This is a genomic window from Pseudomonas sp. UF-293 (assembly GCF_058245595.1).
The window spans coordinates 39,932-59,753 of the sequence record NZ_JBSICA010000020.1 but is presented as its reverse complement, the minus strand read 5'-3'; the positions used below and the strand labels follow the sequence as shown (position 1 = coordinate 59,753).

General features: G+C 58.7%; 24 protein-coding genes and 1 tRNA gene. 17 read left to right on the top strand and 8 right to left on the bottom strand.

Features of this window, described 5'->3' with window-relative positions:
• The first annotated feature begins 94 nt into the window (after positions 1-94).
• The 9 genes from AC4IHP_RS19870 to AC4IHP_RS19830 all read left to right on the top strand — a co-directional run bounded on the left by AC4IHP_RS19870 (position 95) and on the right by AC4IHP_RS19830 (position 7,303).
• Entirely contained in the window at positions 95-613 is a 519-nt protein-coding gene (locus AC4IHP_RS19870) for an ankyrin repeat domain-containing protein (RefSeq protein ID WP_039763836.1), read from the top strand.
• Positions 614-746: 133 nt separating this feature from the next.
• A complete protein-coding gene (locus AC4IHP_RS19865; protein ID WP_490832542.1) occupies positions 747-1,277 on the top strand; it encodes a hypothetical protein in 531 nt (176 codons plus the stop codon).
• A gap of 71 nt (positions 1,278-1,348) precedes the next feature.
• Positions 1,349-1,540 (top strand): PLDc N-terminal domain-containing protein, encoded by a 192-nt coding sequence (locus AC4IHP_RS19860; protein ID WP_039763840.1) that lies wholly within the window; start codon positions 1,349-1,351, stop codon positions 1,538-1,540.
• A gap of 224 nt (positions 1,541-1,764) precedes the next feature.
• Positions 1,765-2,640, top strand: a complete 876-nt coding sequence (gene speE, locus AC4IHP_RS19855) for a polyamine aminopropyltransferase (protein WP_016773785.1) — start codon at positions 1,765-1,767, stop codon at positions 2,638-2,640.
• A 223-nt stretch (positions 2,641-2,863) separates the two neighbouring features.
• Positions 2,864-3,097 carry a hypothetical protein gene (locus tag AC4IHP_RS19850; RefSeq protein WP_186622600.1) on the top strand — a complete coding sequence of 78 codons (234 nt, stop codon included), beginning with the start codon at positions 2,864-2,866 and terminating at the stop codon, positions 3,095-3,097.
• Positions 3,098-3,306: 209 nt separating this feature from the next.
• On the top strand, positions 3,307-3,654 hold the full coding sequence (locus AC4IHP_RS19845) for a ribonuclease E inhibitor RraB (RefSeq protein ID WP_003223226.1): 348 nt from the start codon (positions 3,307-3,309) through the stop codon (positions 3,652-3,654).
• Positions 3,655-4,130: 476 nt separating this feature from the next.
• A complete protein-coding gene (locus AC4IHP_RS19840; protein ID WP_490832541.1) occupies positions 4,131-5,540 on the top strand; it encodes a circularly permuted type 2 ATP-grasp protein in 1,410 nt (469 codons plus the stop codon).
• Between the two features lie 12 nt (positions 5,541-5,552).
• Positions 5,553-6,503, top strand: coding sequence for an alpha-E domain-containing protein (locus AC4IHP_RS19835; RefSeq protein ID WP_016773788.1), 951 nt, complete (start codon positions 5,553-5,555; stop codon positions 6,501-6,503).
• On the top strand, positions 6,500-7,303 hold the full coding sequence (locus AC4IHP_RS19830) for a transglutaminase family protein (RefSeq protein ID WP_073472583.1): 804 nt from the start codon (positions 6,500-6,502) through the stop codon (positions 7,301-7,303). The genes AC4IHP_RS19835 and AC4IHP_RS19830 overlap by 4 nt, the downstream gene beginning before the upstream one ends.
• Before the next feature lie 119 nt (positions 7,304-7,422).
• Here AC4IHP_RS19830 and AC4IHP_RS19825 read toward each other — a convergent pair whose 3' ends face one another.
• Positions 7,423-8,244, bottom strand: a complete 822-nt coding sequence (locus AC4IHP_RS19825) for a c-type cytochrome (RefSeq protein ID WP_490832557.1) — start codon at positions 8,242-8,244, stop codon at positions 7,423-7,425.
• A gap of 577 nt (positions 8,245-8,821) precedes the next feature.
• Here AC4IHP_RS19825 and AC4IHP_RS19820 point away from each other — a divergent pair.
• The 3 genes from AC4IHP_RS19820 (at position 8,822) to AC4IHP_RS19810 (ending at position 13,017) form a co-directional block, all read left to right on the top strand.
• Positions 8,822-10,027, top strand: coding sequence for an acetyl-CoA C-acetyltransferase (locus AC4IHP_RS19820; protein WP_490832540.1), 1,206 nt, complete (start codon positions 8,822-8,824; stop codon positions 10,025-10,027).
• 24 nt (positions 10,028-10,051) lie between these two features.
• Positions 10,052-12,196: a 3-hydroxyacyl-CoA dehydrogenase NAD-binding domain-containing protein gene (locus AC4IHP_RS19815; protein ID WP_490832539.1), complete on the top strand. Its 2,145-nt coding sequence runs from the start codon at positions 10,052-10,054 to the stop codon at positions 12,194-12,196.
• A 92-nt stretch (positions 12,197-12,288) separates the two neighbouring features.
• On the top strand, positions 12,289-13,017 hold the full coding sequence (locus AC4IHP_RS19810) for an amidotransferase (RefSeq protein WP_490832538.1): 729 nt from the start codon (positions 12,289-12,291) through the stop codon (positions 13,015-13,017).
• A 67-nt stretch (positions 13,018-13,084) separates the two neighbouring features.
• Here AC4IHP_RS19810 and AC4IHP_RS19805 read toward each other — a convergent pair whose 3' ends face one another.
• The 3 genes from AC4IHP_RS19805 to AC4IHP_RS19795 form a co-directional block, all read right to left on the bottom strand.
• Positions 13,085-14,056, bottom strand: a complete 972-nt coding sequence (locus AC4IHP_RS19805) for a magnesium and cobalt transport protein CorA (protein WP_490832537.1) — start codon at positions 14,054-14,056, stop codon at positions 13,085-13,087.
• 133 nt (positions 14,057-14,189) lie between these two features.
• Positions 14,190-14,912 (bottom strand): lysophospholipid acyltransferase family protein, encoded by a 723-nt coding sequence (locus AC4IHP_RS19800; protein ID WP_460117704.1) that lies wholly within the window; start codon positions 14,910-14,912, stop codon positions 14,190-14,192.
• Between the two features lie 220 nt (positions 14,913-15,132).
• Entirely contained in the window at positions 15,133-15,822 is a 690-nt protein-coding gene (locus AC4IHP_RS19795; protein ID WP_076566844.1) for a crotonase/enoyl-CoA hydratase family protein, read from the bottom strand.
• A 296-nt stretch (positions 15,823-16,118) separates the two neighbouring features.
• Here AC4IHP_RS19795 and AC4IHP_RS19790 point away from each other — a divergent pair.
• From AC4IHP_RS19790 to AC4IHP_RS19770, 5 genes are all read left to right on the top strand, one after another.
• Positions 16,119-16,208, top strand: a tRNA-Ser gene (locus AC4IHP_RS19790).
• 204 nt (positions 16,209-16,412) lie between these two features.
• Entirely contained in the window at positions 16,413-16,631 is a 219-nt protein-coding gene (locus tag AC4IHP_RS19785; protein WP_490832556.1) for a hypothetical protein, read from the top strand.
• A 197-nt stretch (positions 16,632-16,828) separates the two neighbouring features.
• On the top strand, positions 16,829-17,026 hold the full coding sequence (locus AC4IHP_RS19780; protein ID WP_490832536.1) for a hypothetical protein: 198 nt from the start codon (positions 16,829-16,831) through the stop codon (positions 17,024-17,026).
• A 40-nt stretch (positions 17,027-17,066) separates the two neighbouring features.
• Positions 17,067-17,312, top strand: a complete 246-nt coding sequence (locus AC4IHP_RS19775; protein WP_490832535.1) for a hypothetical protein — start codon at positions 17,067-17,069, stop codon at positions 17,310-17,312.
• A gap of 61 nt (positions 17,313-17,373) precedes the next feature.
• Positions 17,374-17,589, top strand: coding sequence for a hypothetical protein (locus AC4IHP_RS19770; RefSeq protein ID WP_490832534.1), 216 nt, complete (start codon positions 17,374-17,376; stop codon positions 17,587-17,589).
• A gap of 158 nt (positions 17,590-17,747) precedes the next feature.
• Here AC4IHP_RS19770 and AC4IHP_RS19765 read toward each other — a convergent pair whose 3' ends face one another.
• The 4 genes from AC4IHP_RS19765 to AC4IHP_RS19750 all read right to left on the bottom strand — a co-directional run bounded on the left by AC4IHP_RS19765 (position 17,748) and on the right by AC4IHP_RS19750 (position 19,808).
• Positions 17,748-18,932 (bottom strand): Arm DNA-binding domain-containing protein, encoded by a 1,185-nt coding sequence (locus AC4IHP_RS19765; protein ID WP_490832533.1) that lies wholly within the window; start codon positions 18,930-18,932, stop codon positions 17,748-17,750.
• 106 nt (positions 18,933-19,038) lie between these two features.
• On the bottom strand, positions 19,039-19,209 hold the full coding sequence (locus AC4IHP_RS19760) for a hypothetical protein (protein WP_490832532.1): 171 nt from the start codon (positions 19,207-19,209) through the stop codon (positions 19,039-19,041).
• Positions 19,199-19,450: a hypothetical protein gene (locus AC4IHP_RS19755; protein WP_490832531.1), complete on the bottom strand. Its 252-nt coding sequence runs from the start codon at positions 19,448-19,450 to the stop codon at positions 19,199-19,201. The genes AC4IHP_RS19760 and AC4IHP_RS19755 overlap by 11 nt, the downstream gene beginning before the upstream one ends.
• A gap of 64 nt (positions 19,451-19,514) precedes the next feature.
• A complete protein-coding gene (locus AC4IHP_RS19750) occupies positions 19,515-19,808 on the bottom strand; it encodes a hypothetical protein (RefSeq protein WP_490832530.1) in 294 nt (97 codons plus the stop codon).
• Between the last annotated feature and the right edge of the window lie 14 nt (positions 19,809-19,822).

Sequence of the window (19,822 nt, the reverse complement as noted above, 5' to 3'; positions counted from 1 at the left end):
TGTGGCTATCAGGGCGCTCGGAAAAAACCGAGTGACAGCCACCGTCGCGCTCGGGAAACTGTCGGCTTTCCGATAGACCGAAATGGAGTGCCCCATGTCCGACCAAAGCCGCCAGATGACCCCTGAAGAAGCTGCCGAATTCACCGAGCAGGTTTTCAACAAGGCGCGCGACGGTGATGCCGAGATGCTTGATCGCCTGGTCACCGCCGGGCTGCCGGTGAACCTGAAAAACAGCAAGGGTGACACCTTGTTGATGCTCGCCAGCTACTACGGCCATGTTGATGCGGTGAAGGTCCTGCTTAAACACAAAGCTGATCCGGAAATGCGCAATGGCAACGGCCAGAGCCCGATTGCCGGCGCTGCGTTCAAAGGCGATCTGGCGGTGGTCAAAGCGCTGGTCGAGGCGGGCGCCGAGATCGAAGGCTCGTCGTTCGACGGCCGCACGGCGCTGATGATGGCGGCGATGTTCAACCGCGTTGAAATCGTCGATTACCTGATCGGCCAGGGCGCTGACCCGAAAGCCAAGGACGCCAATGGCGTGACGGCGCTGGACGCGGCGCGGACCATGGGCGCAGTCGATACCACCGCGCAGCTGGAAAAGTTGTTGGCTTGATAAACGTCAAAAGATCGCAGCCTGTCCGCAGTCAAACGCAGAATCTGTAGGAGCTGCCGAAGGCTGCGATCTTCTGCTTTTCTACGCTATCCTTCGCGCCCGAAATTCCACTGTCACTACAGGATCCGCCCTCATGAAAGCCGCACTCGTCGAACTCATCAGCAAAATCAGCTCTGGCTGCATGGGCGAGGACGAGATCCTGAAAGTCGCCGACGAAGCCGCGCAGGCCTACGCCGATGCCGATGCGTTTCTGACAGCCAATCCTGACATCAACTACGACGACACCTTCCCGATTTCGCTGGGTGAGTGGGTGGTGGTCGGTAGCCTGCCGGAAACCGTACTGTTCCAGGCCGACACCTACGTCGATCTGTTTGCGCAGATCGTTGCCTCGTTTGGCCCGGGCGTGGACTTCAATCTCAAGCCCAAGCAACTGGCCAAGACCGAAGCGCTGACCGCACTCAACCGCATCCAGGTGCAGATGAGCAGCCTGAACAAGGAAAACGGCGGTTACACGCTGGTCAACTTCAGCCAGTTGCTCGACGATGAACTGCAAATGGTCCTGGTCTACGGCAACGATGTGCCCCGCGTGCTGGAGTTGTGCGCCGAGGTCGGCATCTCCGCTGCGCCAGCGCTGGAAGCCTTGAAGGTCGCCGTTCACGTCTGAACGCAATAAAAGGGAACCCTGCGCGCGACCGTCTATCCTAAAAGTGCATGCCACTATTCTGGAGCGACACCATGGGTTCCACGTTCAACGGTCTGATTGGCCTGATCATCCTTGCCCTCGACATCTGGGCCATCATCAACGTGCTGAAAAGCGGTACCTCCACCGGGATGAAAATTGTCTGGGTGTTGCTGATCATCCTCCTGCCGGTGCTGGGCCTGATCATCTGGGCGATCGCCGGGCCACGGGGTAACGTCCGGATCTGACAACACAGCGATCTCCCTTGTAGGAGCTGCCGAAGGCTGCGATCTTTTGATCTTGAACTTGAAAACCAGGATCAAAAGATCGCAGCCTTCGGCAGCTCCTACAAGGATTGTGTCTACGCCATCAAGTGAGGTTCGACCTGTCATCTTCGGCAACGTAGAATGCGCGCCTTTCCCGGGCAATCGTCCCCACGATGGCGCCCGCGCATTTATCGGAGCACTTGACCATGACCGTCACCAAGACCAGCGAGTACCTGGAAACCCTCTACGAAGGCTACGGCCAGCGTTTTCGCATGGAAAAACTGCTGCACGAAGTGCGCACCGAACACCAGCATCTGGTGATCTTCCAGAACCCGCGCATGGGCCGGGTGATGGCGCTGGACGGCGTGATCCAGACCACCGAAGCCGACGAATTCATCTATCACGAAATGCTCACCCACGTGCCGATCCTCGCCCACGGCACTGCCAAGCGCGTGCTGATCATCGGTGGCGGTGACGGCGGCATGTTGCGCGAAGTGACCAAGCATGCCGGCGTGGAGCACATCACCATGGTCGAAATCGACGGCACCGTGGTCGACATGTGCAAGGAGTTTCTGCCTAACCATTCCGCCGGTGCCTACGACGACCCGCGCCTGAATCTGGTGATCGACGACGGCATGCGTTTCGTCGCCACCACCACTGAAAAATTCGACGTGATCATCTCCGACTCAACCGATCCGATCGGCCCGGGTGAAGTGCTGTTCTCGGAGAATTTCTATCAGGCTTGCCACCGTTGCCTGAACGAGGGCGGCATCCTCGTCACTCAGAACGGCACGCCGTTCATGCAGATCGACGAAGTCAAAACCACCGCTGGTCGCCTGCGCAGCCTGTTCCCGGACTGGCATTTCTATCAGGCCGCCGTGCCCACTTACATCGGTGGTTCGATGACCTTCGCCTGGGGCTCGACCAACCCGGCCTACCGCAAGCTCAGCCGTGAAACCCTGCAACAGCGCTTCATCGGCAGCGGCATCGTCACCCGCTACTACAACCCGGAAATCCACATTGGCGCGTTCGCCTTGCCGCAATACGTGCTGCAAGCGGTCAACAAGCCGAGCAACGACTGATACTTCCCCGCAAAAAAACCTCCTTGTGGGAGCGAGCCTGCTCGCGAAAGCGCAGTGTCAGCCAACTCAATGTCGACTGGCACGCCGCCTTCGCGAGCAGGCTCGCTCCCACAACGCTCATCCGTTTTTCCTGACCACGTGCTGTAATCCTTTTGAACCAACTATCGCGGAAAAAAGTCGAGATAGAGGTAAGCCCATTTACGGGTTGATCGAGGAGGCACTGATGCAAAAGTGGAAAGTCACTTTCGTGGATGATCACGGCGAAATTGTTGATGAAGTCTTCGAACGTGAGGAATGCCCGTCCGATGATGAAGCCGCACGGCTGATCAAGGAGCGGCTTCTTCCGGTCGCCGCCAAGCTGGATCTGAACGATCTGGAAGGGCGCACCGCCGATGCCGGGGTGAAAAACCTCAAGACCCAGAACGGCATCGAAATCCGCAGCATCACACCCATCTGAACACTTCCTGTCATCTCGAAAACCAGGCCTTGGCAGCGGCGCTCTCTTGGGGCTACTCTGCAAGCGAGATCAGCGAATGGATCGCTAAGGTCTGGTCTTGTCAGCTACATGCTTGTTTCCCGCGCGCAACCACGTTGCCGTAGTACTTAGGCCAAAAGGCCCGGGGCGGGAATACGGAAAGTCTATCCATCAATCGAGGGGGACGATTCATGAGCACAGCCTATCAAGAAGACATCAGCAGCAACGTTCTGCGCCGCATGAAAGAAGGCGGTTTCGATTTTTCCCGGTTCCATCCCATCGAGTTCTACGCGATTTTCCCGGACGAGGAGCGGGCGCGCAGGGCAGCAGGCAAATTTCGCGGTGAATCCATCAATGCCCAGGTCAGTGCGCGCGACGACGGCGCCTGGTCGCTGGAATTGAGCAAAGTGATGTATGCGACCTATGACGATATTGGCGATTTCGAGCAAGGCTTTTCTGCCGTGGTCGAACCGCTGGGCGGCATTATCGAGGGTTGGGGCGTGAAGCAGGAGGTGCGCAATCGTTACCGGTTGAATTGATCTTGCGCATTGTTTGTCGGACAACGGCTGACCTTCGGGTCGGCCGTTGTCGTTTCTGGCTTCTGCACATCGCAGTGGCAAAACCCTGAAACAAGAATCTCCGGCAAAAAAAAGCCACCGGAGAGGCTGGCTAAAAGGGAAGACGGGTATGCAATAAAGTCCTGTCGGGACGGGGCTGCCAAGGCAGTTCAGCTCAGTGAGCTGGCGACTTCACGACGCCGTGCCGGGGAAGTTTTGCAGCGAATGCGCGGATTATCCGCAGTCGCGGCCGGGCAGTGAAATCAACTCTGACTATGCTGGTGATAGGCGATGCAGTGCGTCGCAATGAAGCGGGGGCAATCGGGCCGGGGCATTTGCCGCACAGGAATGGTGCGCGGTCTGCGGCATAGATCTACAACCGATTGAATTAAAAGCGTTTATGCCGATGGCACGGGCCTTGCGAAGGCCTGTATGTCCGGAGTGACAAGGAGTACGGCATGATCCGCACCTATTTTGATGAGATGTACGATGCCGGCGGCCTGGTCCGCCCGCATTACCGGGAATTCGCCCGCTGGCTGGCCGAGACACCTGACGAGTTGCTCGCGCAGCGCCGTCGCGAGGCCGATCTGTTGTTTCACCGGGCCGGGATCACCTTCACGCTCTATGGCGACGAGCAAGGCACCGAGCGACTGATTCCGTTCGATACGATTCCTCGCAGCATCCCCGCCAGTGAATGGCGGATTGTCGAGCGTGGCTGTATTCAGCGGGTCAAGGCGTTGAACATGTTTCTCGCCGACCTCTATCACGAGCAGCGCATCATCAAGGCCGGGATCATTCCCGCCGAACAGGTGCTGGCCAACGAGCAATACCAGTTGGCGATGCAGGGCCTGGATCTGCACCGCGACATCTACTCGCACATCTCCGGCGTCGATCTGGTGCGCGACGGCGATGGCACTTATTACGTCCTCGAGGACAACCTGCGCACACCCAGCGGCGTGAGCTACATGCTCGAAGACCGCAAGATGATGATGCGCCTGTTCCCCGAACTGTTCGCCGCCCAGCGCATCGCGCCGATCGATCACTATCCCAATCTGCTGCTCGACACGCTGAAAAGCTCCAGCCCGATCGAAAACCCCAGTGTGGTGGTACTTACGCCAGGGCGCTTCAACAGCGCGTTCTTCGAACATGCGTTTCTGGCGCGGGAAATGGGTGTTGAACTGGTGGAAGGCGCTGATTTGTTCGTGCGGGACGACAAGGTATTCATGCGCACCACCGATGGCCCGAAAGCGGTCGACGTGATCTACCGTCGCCTCGATGACGCATTCCTCGATCCGCTGGCGTTCAACCCTGACTCGATGCTCGGCGTGCCGGGGCTGCTATCGTCCTATCGTTCCGGCAATGTGGTGCTGGCGAATGCCATCGGCACCGGCGTGGCGGACGATAAATCGGTGTACCCGTTCGTCACCGAGATGATCCGTTTCTACCTCGACGAAGAACCGATTCTGAAAAACGTGCCGACCTGGCAATGCCGCAACCCGTCTGAACTTTCCCACGTGCTGGCCAATCTTCCGGATCTGGTGGTCAAGGAAACCCAGGGCTCCGGCGGTTACGGGATGCTGGTCGGGCCAGCCGCGACGACGGCGGAAATCGATGCGTTCCGCGAGCGCATCAAAGCTAAACCACATGCCTACATCGCGCAGCCGACGCTGTCGCTGTCGACCTGTCCGACCTTTGTCGAAAATGGCATTGCTCCGCGCCATATCGATTTGCGTCCGTTCGTGTTGTCCGGTCGCGAAACCCGGGTTGTACCCGGTGGTTTGACCCGTGTCGCGTTGCGTGAAGGCTCCCTGGTGGTGAATTCCTCCCAGGGCGGCGGCACCAAGGACACCTGGGTAGTCGAGGATTGAAGGAAGCTTGCCATGTTAAGTAGAACTGCCTCGGATCTGTACTGGATGTCGCGATATCTGGAGCGTGCGGAGAACCTCGCGCGCATGCTCGACATCAGTTATTCACTGTCGCTGATGCCACAGGACGGGCGCGGCGACGGTCTGCACGAACTCGCCATGCCGTTGCTGATTACCGGCACCCTTGACGATTACCTTGAACGCCACGGCGACCTCCACGCCGAACGTCTGCTGCATTTCTTCGCACTGGATGCCGCCAACCCGGCCAGTATCTACAGCTGCCTTGGCGCGGCGCGGGCCAGTGCTCATGCGGTACGCGGGCGAATCACCGCCGACATGTGGGAAAACATCAATGCGACCTGGCTGGAAATTCGCGGCATCGCCGAACAGGGCCTGAGCCGCTATGGCATGAGCCGTTTCTGCGAATGGATCAAGGAGCGTTCGCACCTGTTTCGTGGCGCCTCATACGGCACGATCATGCGCAACGACGCGTTTCGCTTTATTCGTCTGGGCACGTTTATCGAGCGCGCGGACAACACGCTGCGCCTGCTTGATGCCCGTTACGAAATGGCCGGCGATCAGGCCGAAGCCGTCAGCGATGGCACCGCGCACGCTTATTACCAGTGGAGTGCGCTACTGCGGGCGTTGTCGTCGTTCGAGGCCTACACCGAAATCTATCGCGACGCGCCCGGCGCCCGGCATGTGGCCGAACTGCTGCTGTTGCGCGCCGATGTGCCGCGCTCGCTGCGTGCCTGCACCGAAGAGATTGACCAGATCCTCGCGCAGTTGCCCGGCGCCAACGGCCGGCCGGCACAACGCCTGGCGGCGGAAATGGACGCGCGCCTGCGCTACACCGGCATCAACGAAATCCTCGAAGAAGGCCTGCACGCCTGGCTGACCGAATTCATCCCGCTGGTGCGCCAGTTGGGCAACGCCATTCACAGTTCCTACCTGGAGGCTGCATGAGACTTTCCATAAGCCACGAGACCACCTATCACTACGAAGATCAGGTGCGCGCGAGCATCCAGTACCTGCGCCTGACCCCTCACGACAGCGAGCGTCAGCATGTGCTCAGTTGGCAGCTCGATCTGCCGCGTCCGGTGCGTGCGCAGCTCGATCCGTTCGGCAATATCCTGCATGTGTTGACCATGGACGAGCCGCACGAAGCGATCATCATTGGCGCCCGTGGTCAGGTTGATATCGATGAATTGCGCGAGGCCGAACATGAGAGCCAGTCGGCGCTGCCGTTCCTGCGCTTCACGCGCCTGACCGAAGCCGATGAAGCCTTGCGCGAGTTTGCCGCGAAGAACTGCAAGCAACGGCGTGATCGCACCGCGCTGATCGACTTGATGCATGGTCTGAATCAGCACATGACCTACACGCCGGGCTCCACCGAAGTCGACACCAGCGCCGCCGAAGCTTTCGCCGGTCGCGCCGGGGTCTGTCAGGATCATGCCCATGCCTTTCTCGCCTGCGCGCGCAGCCTCGGCGTGCCGTCGCGTTACGTTTCGGGTTATCTGTACAGCGAAGACTGCGAGCATCTGGCCAGCCATGCCTGGGCAGAAGCGTGGCTGGATGACGCGTGGTACAGCTTCGACGTGACCAACCAGCTGGCGCGCCCGGAGCGACACCTGAAGCTGGCGGTGGGCCTGGATTATCTCGATGCCTGCCCGGTGCGCGGCATGCGCCGGGGCGGCGGCTGCGAGCAGATGCATGCGAAGGTGTTCGTCTCGCCGACGCCGGTTATTTCCGTGCAGCAACAATAGTTCTACGCACGCAAAGCCCTGTGGGAGCGAGCCTGCTCGCGAAAGCGGTCCATCAGCCAGCCAATCAGCGACTGACATTCCGCCTTCGCGAGCAGGCTCGCTCCCACAAGGGGACTGCATCAGGGCTTGGCTTTGCGGCCGGCCATGTGCTTGAGATAGCCCACCAGCATTTCAAGATCTGTATCCGGCAATACCTCAGCAGAAAACCCCGGCATCTTCGCCTGCGGCCACTGACGCAAACTCTGCGGATCGCGGATGTAGCGCTTCAAGAAATCCGCCCCGAAATACTCGGTCGGGCTATACGGAATATTCAGATCCGGCCCGAACTGCGCATCGCCCGCACCATTCAATCGATGACACGCCAGGCAGTTCTTCTGAAACAGGGCAAACCCCTTGTTCACCGGATCATCGGCCTTCAAGGCAGGATCGGGCAGCAGGGCAGGGAAGCGTTGGGCCACCGGCGCCATCAGCTTGATGCTGGCGACTTCGAACGGCCACTGTTCGGGGCTGATATTGCCGGTCTGCGGATCGGTCCAGACCAGATAGAACGGCCCGGCGCTGTGCTTGCCGGCAGACAGCGGTGGCCACGGCCGCGCCGGGTCCTCGATTGCCAGCCATGCTCGTGCGCCGTCCCTGTTCAGCAAGGGCGCAGCGGCCAGCTCTGCGGCAAAGCCGTCCAGCGCCACCGCTTGCAAGTGATCATCCGGCTTGATCCCCTTCAGCAATGCGGCCAGAGGCACAGCCTGATAGGTCATGTCTTTCTTGTAGGAAACATCATTGTTGATCGTGAGAGTTTGCAGCTGAGGATGCTTGAGCAGCTCTTCGGTCTGCCAGGTACGGCTGTTTGCGCCCAACTGCAAATCCAGTTGTGCGGCAGACAAGGGCAAGCTCAGCAGCAAGGCGCCGAGCGCAATGAGCGTTTTCAAAAGATCGCCGTCCATGTCGTAGAAGTGCGCAAAGGTTGGCACAACCACGCTGGCCCGGGTAGCGGGCCAGTCACATTTTCAGTGGCGATATACAGCACGCGACGTTTGAATCAGCCGATGACCTTGGTCAGATTCGGCAAGATCAACAACAGCGTCGTGGCGAAAAGAATGAGCCCTGCTTGACGTACTTTCGGTTGTTTGAACATGGCTTGACCGCCTTTATTGTTATTTCCTGATGCATGCCTGACTGCATATCCCTGACGGCACGCGTTGCACTTCCTGTTGAAGGACGCCCGTCTCGGCAAAACCCGACGACGATGGCGTACATCTTCACCTTAGGGCCCACGTCCGCGTTGACTTAGATCCATTTCATATGGAGTGCTTGGAAAAAGCTTTAAAAAAAGCATGAGGCGTATTGCCAGCTTCTTTGCCGCCCGCTGGCTAGACAACTCGCTGACCTGAACCGGTTCACCTCATGCCGGATGACCGTCCGTCTGAGCGTGTGCGTCAAGCGCTTTGAGCAATGTGGTCATTGCTTGCCAGTCGGCGCAGGGCGAAAGTGAAGTGACAATAAATCAGGTTCGAGGACGTCATGACTGAAGCTTTGATTTTCGATGCGTTACGCACCCCGCGTGGCAAAGGCAAGGCCGATGGCGCGCTGCACAGCGTGAAGCCGGTCAACCTGGTGGCCGGTTTGCTGAGCGCCTTGCAGGCGCGCATCGCGCTGGATACCAGTCAGGTCGATGATGTCGTCCTCGGCTGCGTCACGCCGATCGGCGATCAAGGTTCGGACATCGCCAAGACGGCGGTGCAAGTGGCCGACTGGGACGTCAGCGTCGCCGGTGTGCAGATCAACCGTTTCTGCGCTTCAGGTCTGGAAGCAGTGAATCTTGGCGCGATGAAAGTGCGCTCAGGCTTCGAGAATCTGGTGGTGGTCGGCGGCGTCGAGTCGATGTCACGGGTGCCGATGGGCAGCGATGGCGGCGCCTGGGCACTGGACCCGCAGACCAACCTGCACAGCCACTTCACGCCGCAAGGTGTTGGCGCCGATCTCATCGCTACCCTCGAAGGCTTCAGCCGGCAAGACGTCGATGCCTATGCCCTGCACTCGCAGCAAAAAGCCGCACGAGCGCGAGCCGACGGCTCGTTCAACAAGTCGCTGGTGCCGGTGCAGGATCAAAACGGCATCATCCTGCTTGATCACGATGAGTTCATCCGCGCCGAATCGACCCTCGAAGGCCTGGGCAAACTTAAGCCGAGTTTCGAAATGATCGGGCAGATGGGCTTTGACGCCACGGCGTTGCGGGTCTACAGCCAGGTCGAGCGGATCAGCCATGTGCACACGCCGGGCAACAGTTCCGGAATTGTCGACGGTGCGGCGCTGATGCTCATCGGCTCCGAAGCCAAGGGCCGCGCCCTGGGCCTGCAGCCACGGGCGCGCATCGTTGCTACAGCCGTCACCAGTACCGACCCGACCATCATGCTCACCGGCCCGGCGCCGGCGACCCGCAAAGCGCTGGCCAAGGCCGGACTGCGGGTGGAGGACATCGATCTGTTCGAGGTCAACGAAGCGTTCGCCTCGGTGGTATTGAAATTCATCAAGGACATGGCCGTCGATCCAGGCAAGGTCAACGTCAACGGCGGCTCGATCGCCATGGGCCATCCGCTGGGCGCCACCGGTTGCGCGATCCTCGGCACCCTGCTCGATGAACTGGAAGCGCGCACCCTGCGCTACGGGCTGGCGACGCTTTGTGTCGGCGGCGGCATGGGCATTGCCACCATCATCGAACGCCTCTGAGCCCCGACTTCAAGGAACCCTGTTATGAGCGAAGCCATTCGTTACGAAAAAGGCCAGGACGGTATCGTCGTGCTGACCATGGACATGCCGGGCCAGAGCGCCAACACCATGAACGCCGTGTACCGCGAGGCCATGGCCGCTTGCGTTGCCCGTTTGCTGGCCGAGAAAGACAGCATCGCCGGAGTCATCATCACTTCGGCGAAGAAAACTTTTTTTGCCGGCGGCGACCTCAATGAACTGATCAAGGTCGGCAAGCCCGAAGCCAAAGCTTTCTACGACATGGTGCTGACCCTCAAGGCGCAATTGCGCAGCCTGGAAACCCTCGGCAAACCGGTGGTCGCGGCGATCAACGGCGCGGCGCTGGGCGGTGGTTGGGAAATCTGTCTGGCCTGCCACCATCGCATCGCTGTGGATGATGCCTCGGTGCAACTGGGTTTGCCGGAGGTGACGCTGGGGCTGTTGCCGGGCGGCGGCGGAGTAGTACGCATGGTGCGCATGCTCGGCATCGAAAAAGCGCTGCCGTACTTGCTTGAAGGCAAGAAGGTGCGCCCGCAACAGGCGTTGCAGGCCGGGCTGATTGATGAATTGGCAGCAGATCCAGATGAATTGCTGGCCAAGGCGCGCGCCTGGATTATCGCCAATCCGGCGGCAGTGCAGCGCTGGGACGTCAAGGGTTACCAGATTCCCGGCGGCACGCCATCGAACCCGAAAGTGGCGCAGATGCTGGCGATCGCGCCATCGATCCTGCGCGCGAAAACCCAGGGCACTCTGCCGGCACCGGAGAAGATTCTGTGCGCAGCGGTGGAGGGCGCTCAGGTCGATTTCGACACGGCGCACCTGATTGAAACCCGCTACTTCACCGAACTGACGACCGGGCAAATCTCGAAAAATCTGATCGGTACGTTCTGGTTTCAACTGAACGAGATCAACGCCGGCGGTTCACGACCGCAAGGTTTTGCGCCTTATAAAACGCAGAGAGTCGGTGTACTCGGCGCCGGAATGATGGGCGCGGGCATCGCGTTTGTCAGCGCCTCGGCCGGTATCGAGGTCGTCCTCAAGGACATCAACCTCGCCGCTGCCGAAAAGGGCAAAGCGCATTGCGCGGCGCTGCTGGATAAGAAAGTTGCCCGTGGCCACATGACTGCCGAACAGCGCGAAGCGGTGCTGGCGCGAATCGTTGCGAGCGAAAGCGATGGCGATCTGGCGGGTTGCGATCTGATCATCGAAGCGGTGTTCGAGGATCGCCAACTCAAAGCCAGGGTGTCTGCCGCCGCGCAACAGGTCGTCGGAAGCGAAGCGGTGATTGCGTCTAATACCTCGACGCTGCCGATCACCGGCCTGGCGACCGCCATTCCGGATCAACGCAAATTCATCGGCCTGCATTTCTTCAGTCCGGTGGAAAAAATGCCACTGGTGGAGATCATCAAGGGCGCGCAGACCAGCGATGAAACTCTCGCTCGCGGTTTCGATTTCGTTCTGCAGATCAAGAAAACTCCGATTGTGGTCAACGACAGTCGCGGCTTCTTCACCTCACGGGTTTTCGGCACATTCACCAACGAAGGCATTGCCATGCTCGGCGAGGGCGTCAGTGCGCCGATGATCGAGACCGAAGCGCGCAAGGCCGGAATGCCGGTCGGGCCTCTGGCAATCTCCGACGAAGTTTCCCTCAGCCTGATGAGCCATATCCGTCAGCAGACGGCCAAGGACTTACACGCAGAGGGGAAACCACTGATTGAGCATCCGGCCTTTGCCGTGATTGACTTGATGCTCAATGAATTCAAACGACCGGGCAAAGCTGCCGGGGGCGGTTTTTATGACTATCCAGCAGGTGCCCAAAAGCATTTGTGGCCGGAGCTGAAAACGCGCTTCGAGAAGGCCGACGGACAGATTTCTGCGAAGGATGTGCGTGATCGTCTGTTGTTTGTGCAGGCCATCGAAACCGTGCGTTGTGTGGAGGAGGGCGTGCTGACCTCGACGGCGGATGCCAACGTCGGCTCGATCTTCGGCATCGGATTTGCCGCGTGGACCGGCGGTGCGCTGCAGTTCATCAACCAATATGGCCTGAAGGACTTCATCGCCCGCGCGCAGTATCTGGCCGAGCAGTACGGCGAGCGTTTTACCCCGCCAGCGCTGCTGCTGGACAAAGCGGCGAAAGGTGAAATGTTCTAGGGCCGGCGAGCATTTCGGGGCTTGCCTTGGCCGGGTGTTTCAGGGCAGGCTCTGGGGTGTTCATTATTCCCATCACGTGTCAGGTATTTTTTATGTCGTTGCGCATCTGCATTCTCGAAACCGACATCCTGCGGCCCGAATTGATTGATCAGTATCAGGGCTATGGGCAGATGTTCCAGCGCCTGTTCTCGCAACAACCGATCGCCGCTGAGTTCACGGTCTATAACGTGGTGAAGGGTGAATACCCAAGCGACGACGAGACTTTCGATGCGTACCTGGTCACCGGCAGCAAGGCCGATTCGTTCGGCACTGACCCGTGGATCCAGACCCTCAAGACCTATCTTCTGAAACGCTACGAACGCGGCGACAAATTGCTCGGCGTGTGCTTTGGCCATCAATTGCTGGCGCTGCTGCTTGGTGGCAAGAGCGAGCGTGCTTCCCAAGGCTGGGGCGTCGGCACTCACAGCTACCAGCTGGCGGCCAAGGCGCCGTGGATGAGTCCGGTGCGCGAAGAGCTGACACTGTTGATCAGCCACCAGGATCAGGTAACTGAGCTACCAGAGAATGCCACGGTGATCGCCTCCAGCGATTTCTGCCCGTTCGCGGCGTATCACATCAACGAACAGGTGCTGTGCTTCCAGGGCCATCCGGAATTCATTCACGACTACTCGCGCGCGTTGCTTGATCTGCGCCAGGAAGCGCTGGGTTCGCAGATCTACACCAAGGGTGTCGCGAGCCTTGAGCAGGAGCATCATGGCGCTACGGTTGCAGAGTGGATGATGCGCTTCGTGGCGCACAAGCCAGAAGCGGCTCAACGCTAAAAGGGCCTGCTCCCACAATCCCTGTGGGAGCGAGCCTGCTCGCCAATCCGGGACAACGCGGTCCCGGCTACAGCCACCCGGACCGCTTGAAGCTCGCCCACAAACTCACACACCCCACCGCGATAAACCCCAGCACTGCAAAATAACCGTAGTGCCAGGTCAACTCGGGCATGTTCTGGAAGTTCATCCCATAGATCCCCGCCACCGCTGTCGGGAACGCCAGAATCGCCGCCCACGCCGCAAACTTGCGCTGCACCACGCTCTGCCGTGATGCCTCGAGCAACACGCCGATCTCGATGGTCTGGCTGGCAATGTCCGCCAGCGTGCTCAGGTCTTCCATCTGCCGCGTCACGTGAATCTGCACATCGCGAAAGTACGGGCGCATGTTCTTGTCGATGAACGGGAAACTGAGCTTTTGCAGCTCTTCGCCGATTTCCACCATTGGTGCCGCATATCGGCGCAAGCGCACCACGTCACGGCGCAGACCGTGCAGCTTCTGGATGTCTCGCTCGTTGAGGGCGCTGCACAGCACGTTGCGCTCCAGCTCATCGATCTCGGCGTGGATCGCTTCGCCCACCGGCTGATAGTTCTCGATGACGAAATCGAGCAGCGCATACAGGACGAAATCCTCCCCGTGCTCGAGCAACAGCGGACGCGCCTCACAGCGTTGGCGCACGTAGGCGTACGACGCGGAATGGCCGTTGCGTGCGGTGATGATGTAACCCCTGCCGGCGAAGATATGCGTTTCGATGAATTGCAAAACGCCGTTTTCGCGGACCGGTGAGTAGGTGACGATAAACAGAGCGTCACCAAAGGTTTCCAGTTTCGGACGGCTGTGTTTTTCCAGCGCGTCTTCGATGGCCAGTTCATGCAGGTTGAACTGGCGTTGCAGGTTGAATAATTCCTGTGCGTCCGGTTCTTCCAGACCGATCCAGACGAAGTGGCCGGGTTTGGCCGCCCACGCAGCACCTTCGTCCAGCGAAATATTGGTGACTTTCTTACCCTCACTGTACACCGCAGCAGCAACAACTCGACCCATGGTGGTGATTCACTTCTTCTTGGCAGATGGCAGGGAAACCAGGCTTCAGCTTAGCCGTGTCGCTGCTTGAGAGTCAGTGAAACTTCTACAGTTCACCCGGCAAAAGAAAACCCGCACAGGGCGGGTTTGTTTTTCACGCGGCTTGCAGTTGCCGATCCATCGACTCGATGCACTCGCGCATCTGCTCGCGGCATCGCTCGATCAGCAGAGGCATGTCTTCCATGGTCAATCCGACTGTCGGAATCGCCGGCAGCGAGCGTATGAGAACCTCGCCGCTGCGCCAGCGATTCAGGCGCATATGCTTGATATAGCTGCTCACGCACACCGGAACGATCGGCACGCCGGCGGCAATCGCCATCTGGAACGCGCCTTTCTTGAACGGCAACAAATCTTCACCGAGGTTGCGGGTGCCTTCGGGAAACACCCAGATCGAGGTGTCTTCGTTCTGCAAGGTGTGGGTCGTCGTCAGCATCGACTGCCGCGCCTTGTGCGCATTGCCACGGTCGATCAACACATTGCCGGCCAGCCAGAACAATTGGCCGAACAACGGCACCCACTTCAGGCTTTTCTTGCCGATACACACGGTGCGGCGCGGGACGACGTTGCCGAACACAAACAGATCGTAGTTGGACTGATGGTTGGCGATGATCACGCAACTGTCGGGCTTGTTCATCAAGCCGTTGACCTCGGACTTGACCCGCAAACGCAAGATACACATCGCCGGCAAAGCGTAGAGGCGGGCGCACAGTCGGCTATTGTCCGGGTTGAACGGACGGCACAATCCAAGGATCACGCCGAGCACGCCCGCCAGAATAAAGTGCAGGCCCATCAACAACATACGAAACACGAACAGCATTTTTGCAGGCCCACCGCGACAAAAGGTGGCGCAGTGTACGGATGTGCACTGTTTTCGGCAATTGCCGCTATAGAGTCCGGAGATAGCCGATGTTTAAGCGCATGTTTCAGCATTGCCTGTCAGGCGCGTCCTAGAGCTTTCAGCGAATCTTCAACGCTGAACGTAAGAAAAAGCCCGACACGAAGGTCGGGCTTTTTCTTACCGGCAGATTCTGGACGAGTCAGCCCAGATGTTGCTGATCCTGCAGGATGGCATCGTCGAGGGTTTCCAGCAGTTGCTTGCGTACTTTCAGCTTGGTGTTCTTGTGCGCCAGCATGTTGATCTTCTTCAGCTGCCGCGCGGCAGCCAGGGCGGCGCCTTGCAATTCTTCGGCAGTGACGACTTTGTCGAGGAAGCCTGCGTCAACGGCGCTTTGCGGATCGAACATCTCGCCGTTGATCACCGAGCGATGGAAAGCCGAACGCCGCAAGCGATCACGCGCCAGCTCGATACCGGCATGGTGCATGGTCATGCCGATCTGCACTTCGTTAAGACCGATGCTGAACGGGCCATCGACACCGATGCGGTAATCGGCAGACAAGAGTAGGAAAGCACCCTTGGCCACGGCGTGCCCCGGGCAAGCAACGATCACTGGAAAGGGGTGAGAGAGCAGGCGGCGGGCCAGGGTCGAACCGGCCGTCACCAGAGCAACGGCCTCTTTCGGGCCGGCCGTCATGACCTTCAGGTCATACCCGCCCGAGAGGATCCCCGGCTGCCCGGTAATGATCACCACGGCGCGATCCGCCACCGCCTGATCCAGCGCCGCGTTAAACGCCGCAATCACATCCGGAGAAATGGCGTTGACCTTGCCATTGTTCAGGGTCAGGGTCGCGATACCGTCTTCGAGGTGGTAGGCAATCAACTCGCTCATGACGCTATTCCTTATTAGAAAGATGGGCAGACGTTACCCACCGCCGCAAGCCAGGTAAAGCGCCGTGACTGACCTGCCAGTCACCGTTTTGCGCTTCGGCCAGCACGGCGCGCCTCTTGCCTTGTATAAAGGAAGCGCGCGGCTCACCCGAGATTGGCGGGTTTGCCATCGTGCTCACCGGCCGAATGCAGCGTGCCCTCTTAAGCACATGAAAATTCTGAAAAAAAGTTTGCCATCAGAAAAGCTTTCGACTACATTAGCGCGCCTCGACAGACAGAACATGTCTGCAGAGATACGGTGAAGTGTCCGAGTGGCTTAAGGAGCACGCCTGGAAAGTGTGTATACAGGAAACTGTATCGAGAGTTCGAATCTCTCCTTCACCGCCAAATTCAGAAAACGCAAACCCCTGATTTTCCTAGAGAAAGTCGGGGGTTTGTGGTTTTTGGCGTCTGAAAAAAGGCCATATGGGACTGATATGGGACTGGTGCACTGTTCTGGTGCGAGAAATTTTGTGCGGCGAACGCTGGTTTGGTGATGATCCGACTGTCCTGGACTACGCTCTCCAGGAACCCTCGCTCAAGGACGACCCTATGCCAAACAGTTCTGAATTCAACGTCGCCACGGCAGATGCTCTGACATTGCTCCTGCACAACCAACATGCCTTGGCTGCAGCACTCGAAGAGGTCACGAAGTGGCTTTTAGAGAATGGTGTAGAGACAGTTGCAGATAATGCGATCGAGGCTATGGAAACCCTGGATAAAAACGCGATAGCGATTACTGCTGCTATTAATCGTATCCGGCAGATCTAGGGAATCGCCCAGAAAGGCTGCGATCCGCCAAAAGCGGACGGGCCAGCACTGGTTAACAAACTGTCGCTAACGCTTGACGTTATTCACAAAACTAAGGGCGACTCAGAAAGCCTTGATCTGTACTGGCTCCTCAAACATCTAGTTATAAAGTCGAACTCCCTTTGCATGAAGACCTTGCTTACAATTGGCCATCATTCATGCAACAAGTGGTATCAATGTCGCTTGAGGAAGTCAAAGAGATTCAACACGTCCGTGACTTCCGGATGGTCAACGAAATGATCAAAGTCGGTTGGGTTCTTGTTGATACCAACCCAGGCACTACAGAGGATGGTGCCGCTTTGCCGCTTTACATCTCAGGTTGGAAACATAATCGTGTAACCGCCAGCGTAAAGTAGGATTGGTAGTACTAATTTTAACTAGAAAGGAATCTCCGCAATGCCGATGATTGACACCGCCAAAATCAAACCTGCCAGTGACGCCGTACAGGACGCCCTCGACGCAGTCAGGAAAGCAGGGAGTGAGCTATTCCATTTAGAAAATGACATACCTCGGGACTGCGACAAGATTGACGCGGCTGAAAGGGCGTTAAATGAAGCTCGCGGGCTATACATGACGGAACTGTTCAATCTGTCCAACAAAGTGCATACAGCGGTCAAGCTGGCCGAAGCAGCTGAAGGGTAGGGTTGGCCTGTTAGCAATATCAAACCGAAAGGAACCCAGGTGGCTCTGAAGGAGAGTATCAATGAGCGATGTAAACAAAGGCGTTGAATATCTTGTCAGCTTGGCCAAGCAGGTAACCAATGGTTCGGCTGTTCACTTGGCGGCTTTGAAGGCGCTGGGTGAAGCCGGAGGGCCAGTTGCACAGGATTATCTTGTCAGCTTGGCCAAGCAGGTAACCAATGGTTCATCCGTTCACCTAGCCGCTGTAGATGCCTTGGGAAAGGCCAGCCGCGAGTGACCCCTCGTTACGTGTAATTCCAGCCTATGTTCAATCGGCCCCCACACCTGGCTCAGGTGTGGGGGCCTTTTTTTGGCAGCGTGGAAACCACTCCCACCCAGGCTGGCTTACCACTCCATGATCTTGTGGCTTCGCTGAAAGCGGTGGCCTGAGCGGATTCAGTGTAGAGCTGTAACCGGTGACAGCTTCAAGGCCATTTGCAACATCCCCACCACGTCCGGCCCATCCTCATTGATCCACGTCCCGTAGTGCTGACGGATCATGTTGCCGTTGGTATGGCCCATCTGTTCGGCGATCCAGTCGATCGACGCCACACCGGTGGTCAACAACTGGCTGGCGTAGGTGTGCCGGCACTGACCTGGTCCCCGATAGCGAACGCCGGCGGCGAGCAAATGCGCCTTGAAGAAGCGATCGCGTACCACGAAGTCGTTGGCGTGCGGCAGACCAGTCTTGGTGTTCAGGAACACAAAGTGCAGTTTGTGTTTTCGCACCGTTTTGTTGTCCCGCTCGACCACCTCCACGGTTTCCGCTTTGCGTTTGCGGGTCAACGCATCGATCTGGCGCAGGGCGTCCCACGCCGGGGCCAGCAGGCGCACCCGGCGCGTCGATCGGCGGGTTTTCGTCACCCGGTAGGCGCCGCGCACCTTGGACCGGCGAAAGGTCACCGTGCCTTGCGCCAGGTCGACATCCTCCCAGGCCAGGGCGATCGTCTCCGACACACGCGGGCCTGCCCATAACATGAACTGCACCATCAGCAGTTCGTGTGTGCGGTGGGTGGGCGTGTCGAGGATCTGTTTGATTTCCGCCCGGGTGAACGGGTCCGGGGCTTCCGGATCGGGCAAACGCACCATCAATCCCTCAGTCGGATCGTGCGCGACTTTCATTCGCGTGCGGTACAGACGGAACACCTGGCGCACATTGCTGATGATGTCGCGGATGGTCTTGTTCTTCAGGGTTTTCGACAGCGTGTCCTGTATCCATTCCTGCAGGTCCAGGTGATCGATCTGGTTGATCTGAACCTTGCCCCAGCGCGGTCGAACATGCACCTCGGCCTTGTTGGCGTAGCCCCGGAAGCTCGAGGCCGCAACGCTGTTGGCCTTGATCTTCAACCACAGATCCAGGTAATGGCCGAAGGTGTTTTCTACCAGCCTGGGCGAGTTGGGAAAGTGCCGGGCGTAATCGAAGGTGCCGGTCTGGATCTCGTATTCAACGATGTCGGCCAGGCGCTTGGCCTGGGCCACGGTAGCCGGTGTGTTGACGCCCGGGACCGTTTCCCGGCATTTCTCCCCTTTGTATTGAAAATAGATTCTCACGGACTTGCCGCGAGCTTCGACCCCACTCATGTAAACCCCTAACGCTGTACTCGTATTTCGACAGTCTGACGATCGGAAACAAAAAGGCCCGTTTCCGGGCCAAGTATCTGCAAGCGCGTCTTCTGGTGGACGCGGCTTATGGTTTGGGCTTGTGCCGGCGCAGGTGGGCATTCAACAGCTGACGCCGCCGGCTGCAGGCCTGGTGATTGCCCTGGGCGCGCCACTTGCCGCACTGGTCGCACACGCTGGTGTGATCCATGTTCCAGGGAAAGCGGCGCAGCGGTGTCGCGGCAGGGTCATTGGTCATGGCGTGACGCTCCCCAAGTAGCCGGGGTGGCCAGCAGTTGGTTGATCACGGCGACATCCGTTTCGCTCAGGTCCCCCAGGGTGCTGGCCATCTGGCTGAGGCTTTCCAGGCGCGTTCGGGCTTCAGGGGTTTTATGCACCAGGTAGCCGATGACGGCGGCGCCGATGATTGCGGTGGCCACCAGGTGGCGTGCCGGTGTGGTAGCCTTCGTGCCGCTGCTGCTTTGGTTCTGTGCTTGCATGGTATGGTCCTCGGAAGTGGTCGGGTGTCGAGGAGCTGCAACTCCTCGGCACTGTTTTTTACGCTCAGTCCTTACGTGCCAGGTGGATCACCAGGCCGTCAAAATCCGGCTCATGTTCCACACATGATTGCCATTCCAGTACCCGCAAGATCTGTTGCCTGCTGCAGTCGTCCACGAGGATTTCGCGCTCGCCAGCGGCTACCCGCACTTCCAGAATCTGCAGCAAACCTTCCTCCCCGTACGCACCGGCCTGAATGATCGGCGCGGTTTGGCCGGTGACTTCCAGGCGGCTTTGCACCCACTGCAGCTTGCTCGTATTGCCGTCGCCGGCATTGCCCATAAACACTTGGATCTGCATCGGTCTTGCTCTCC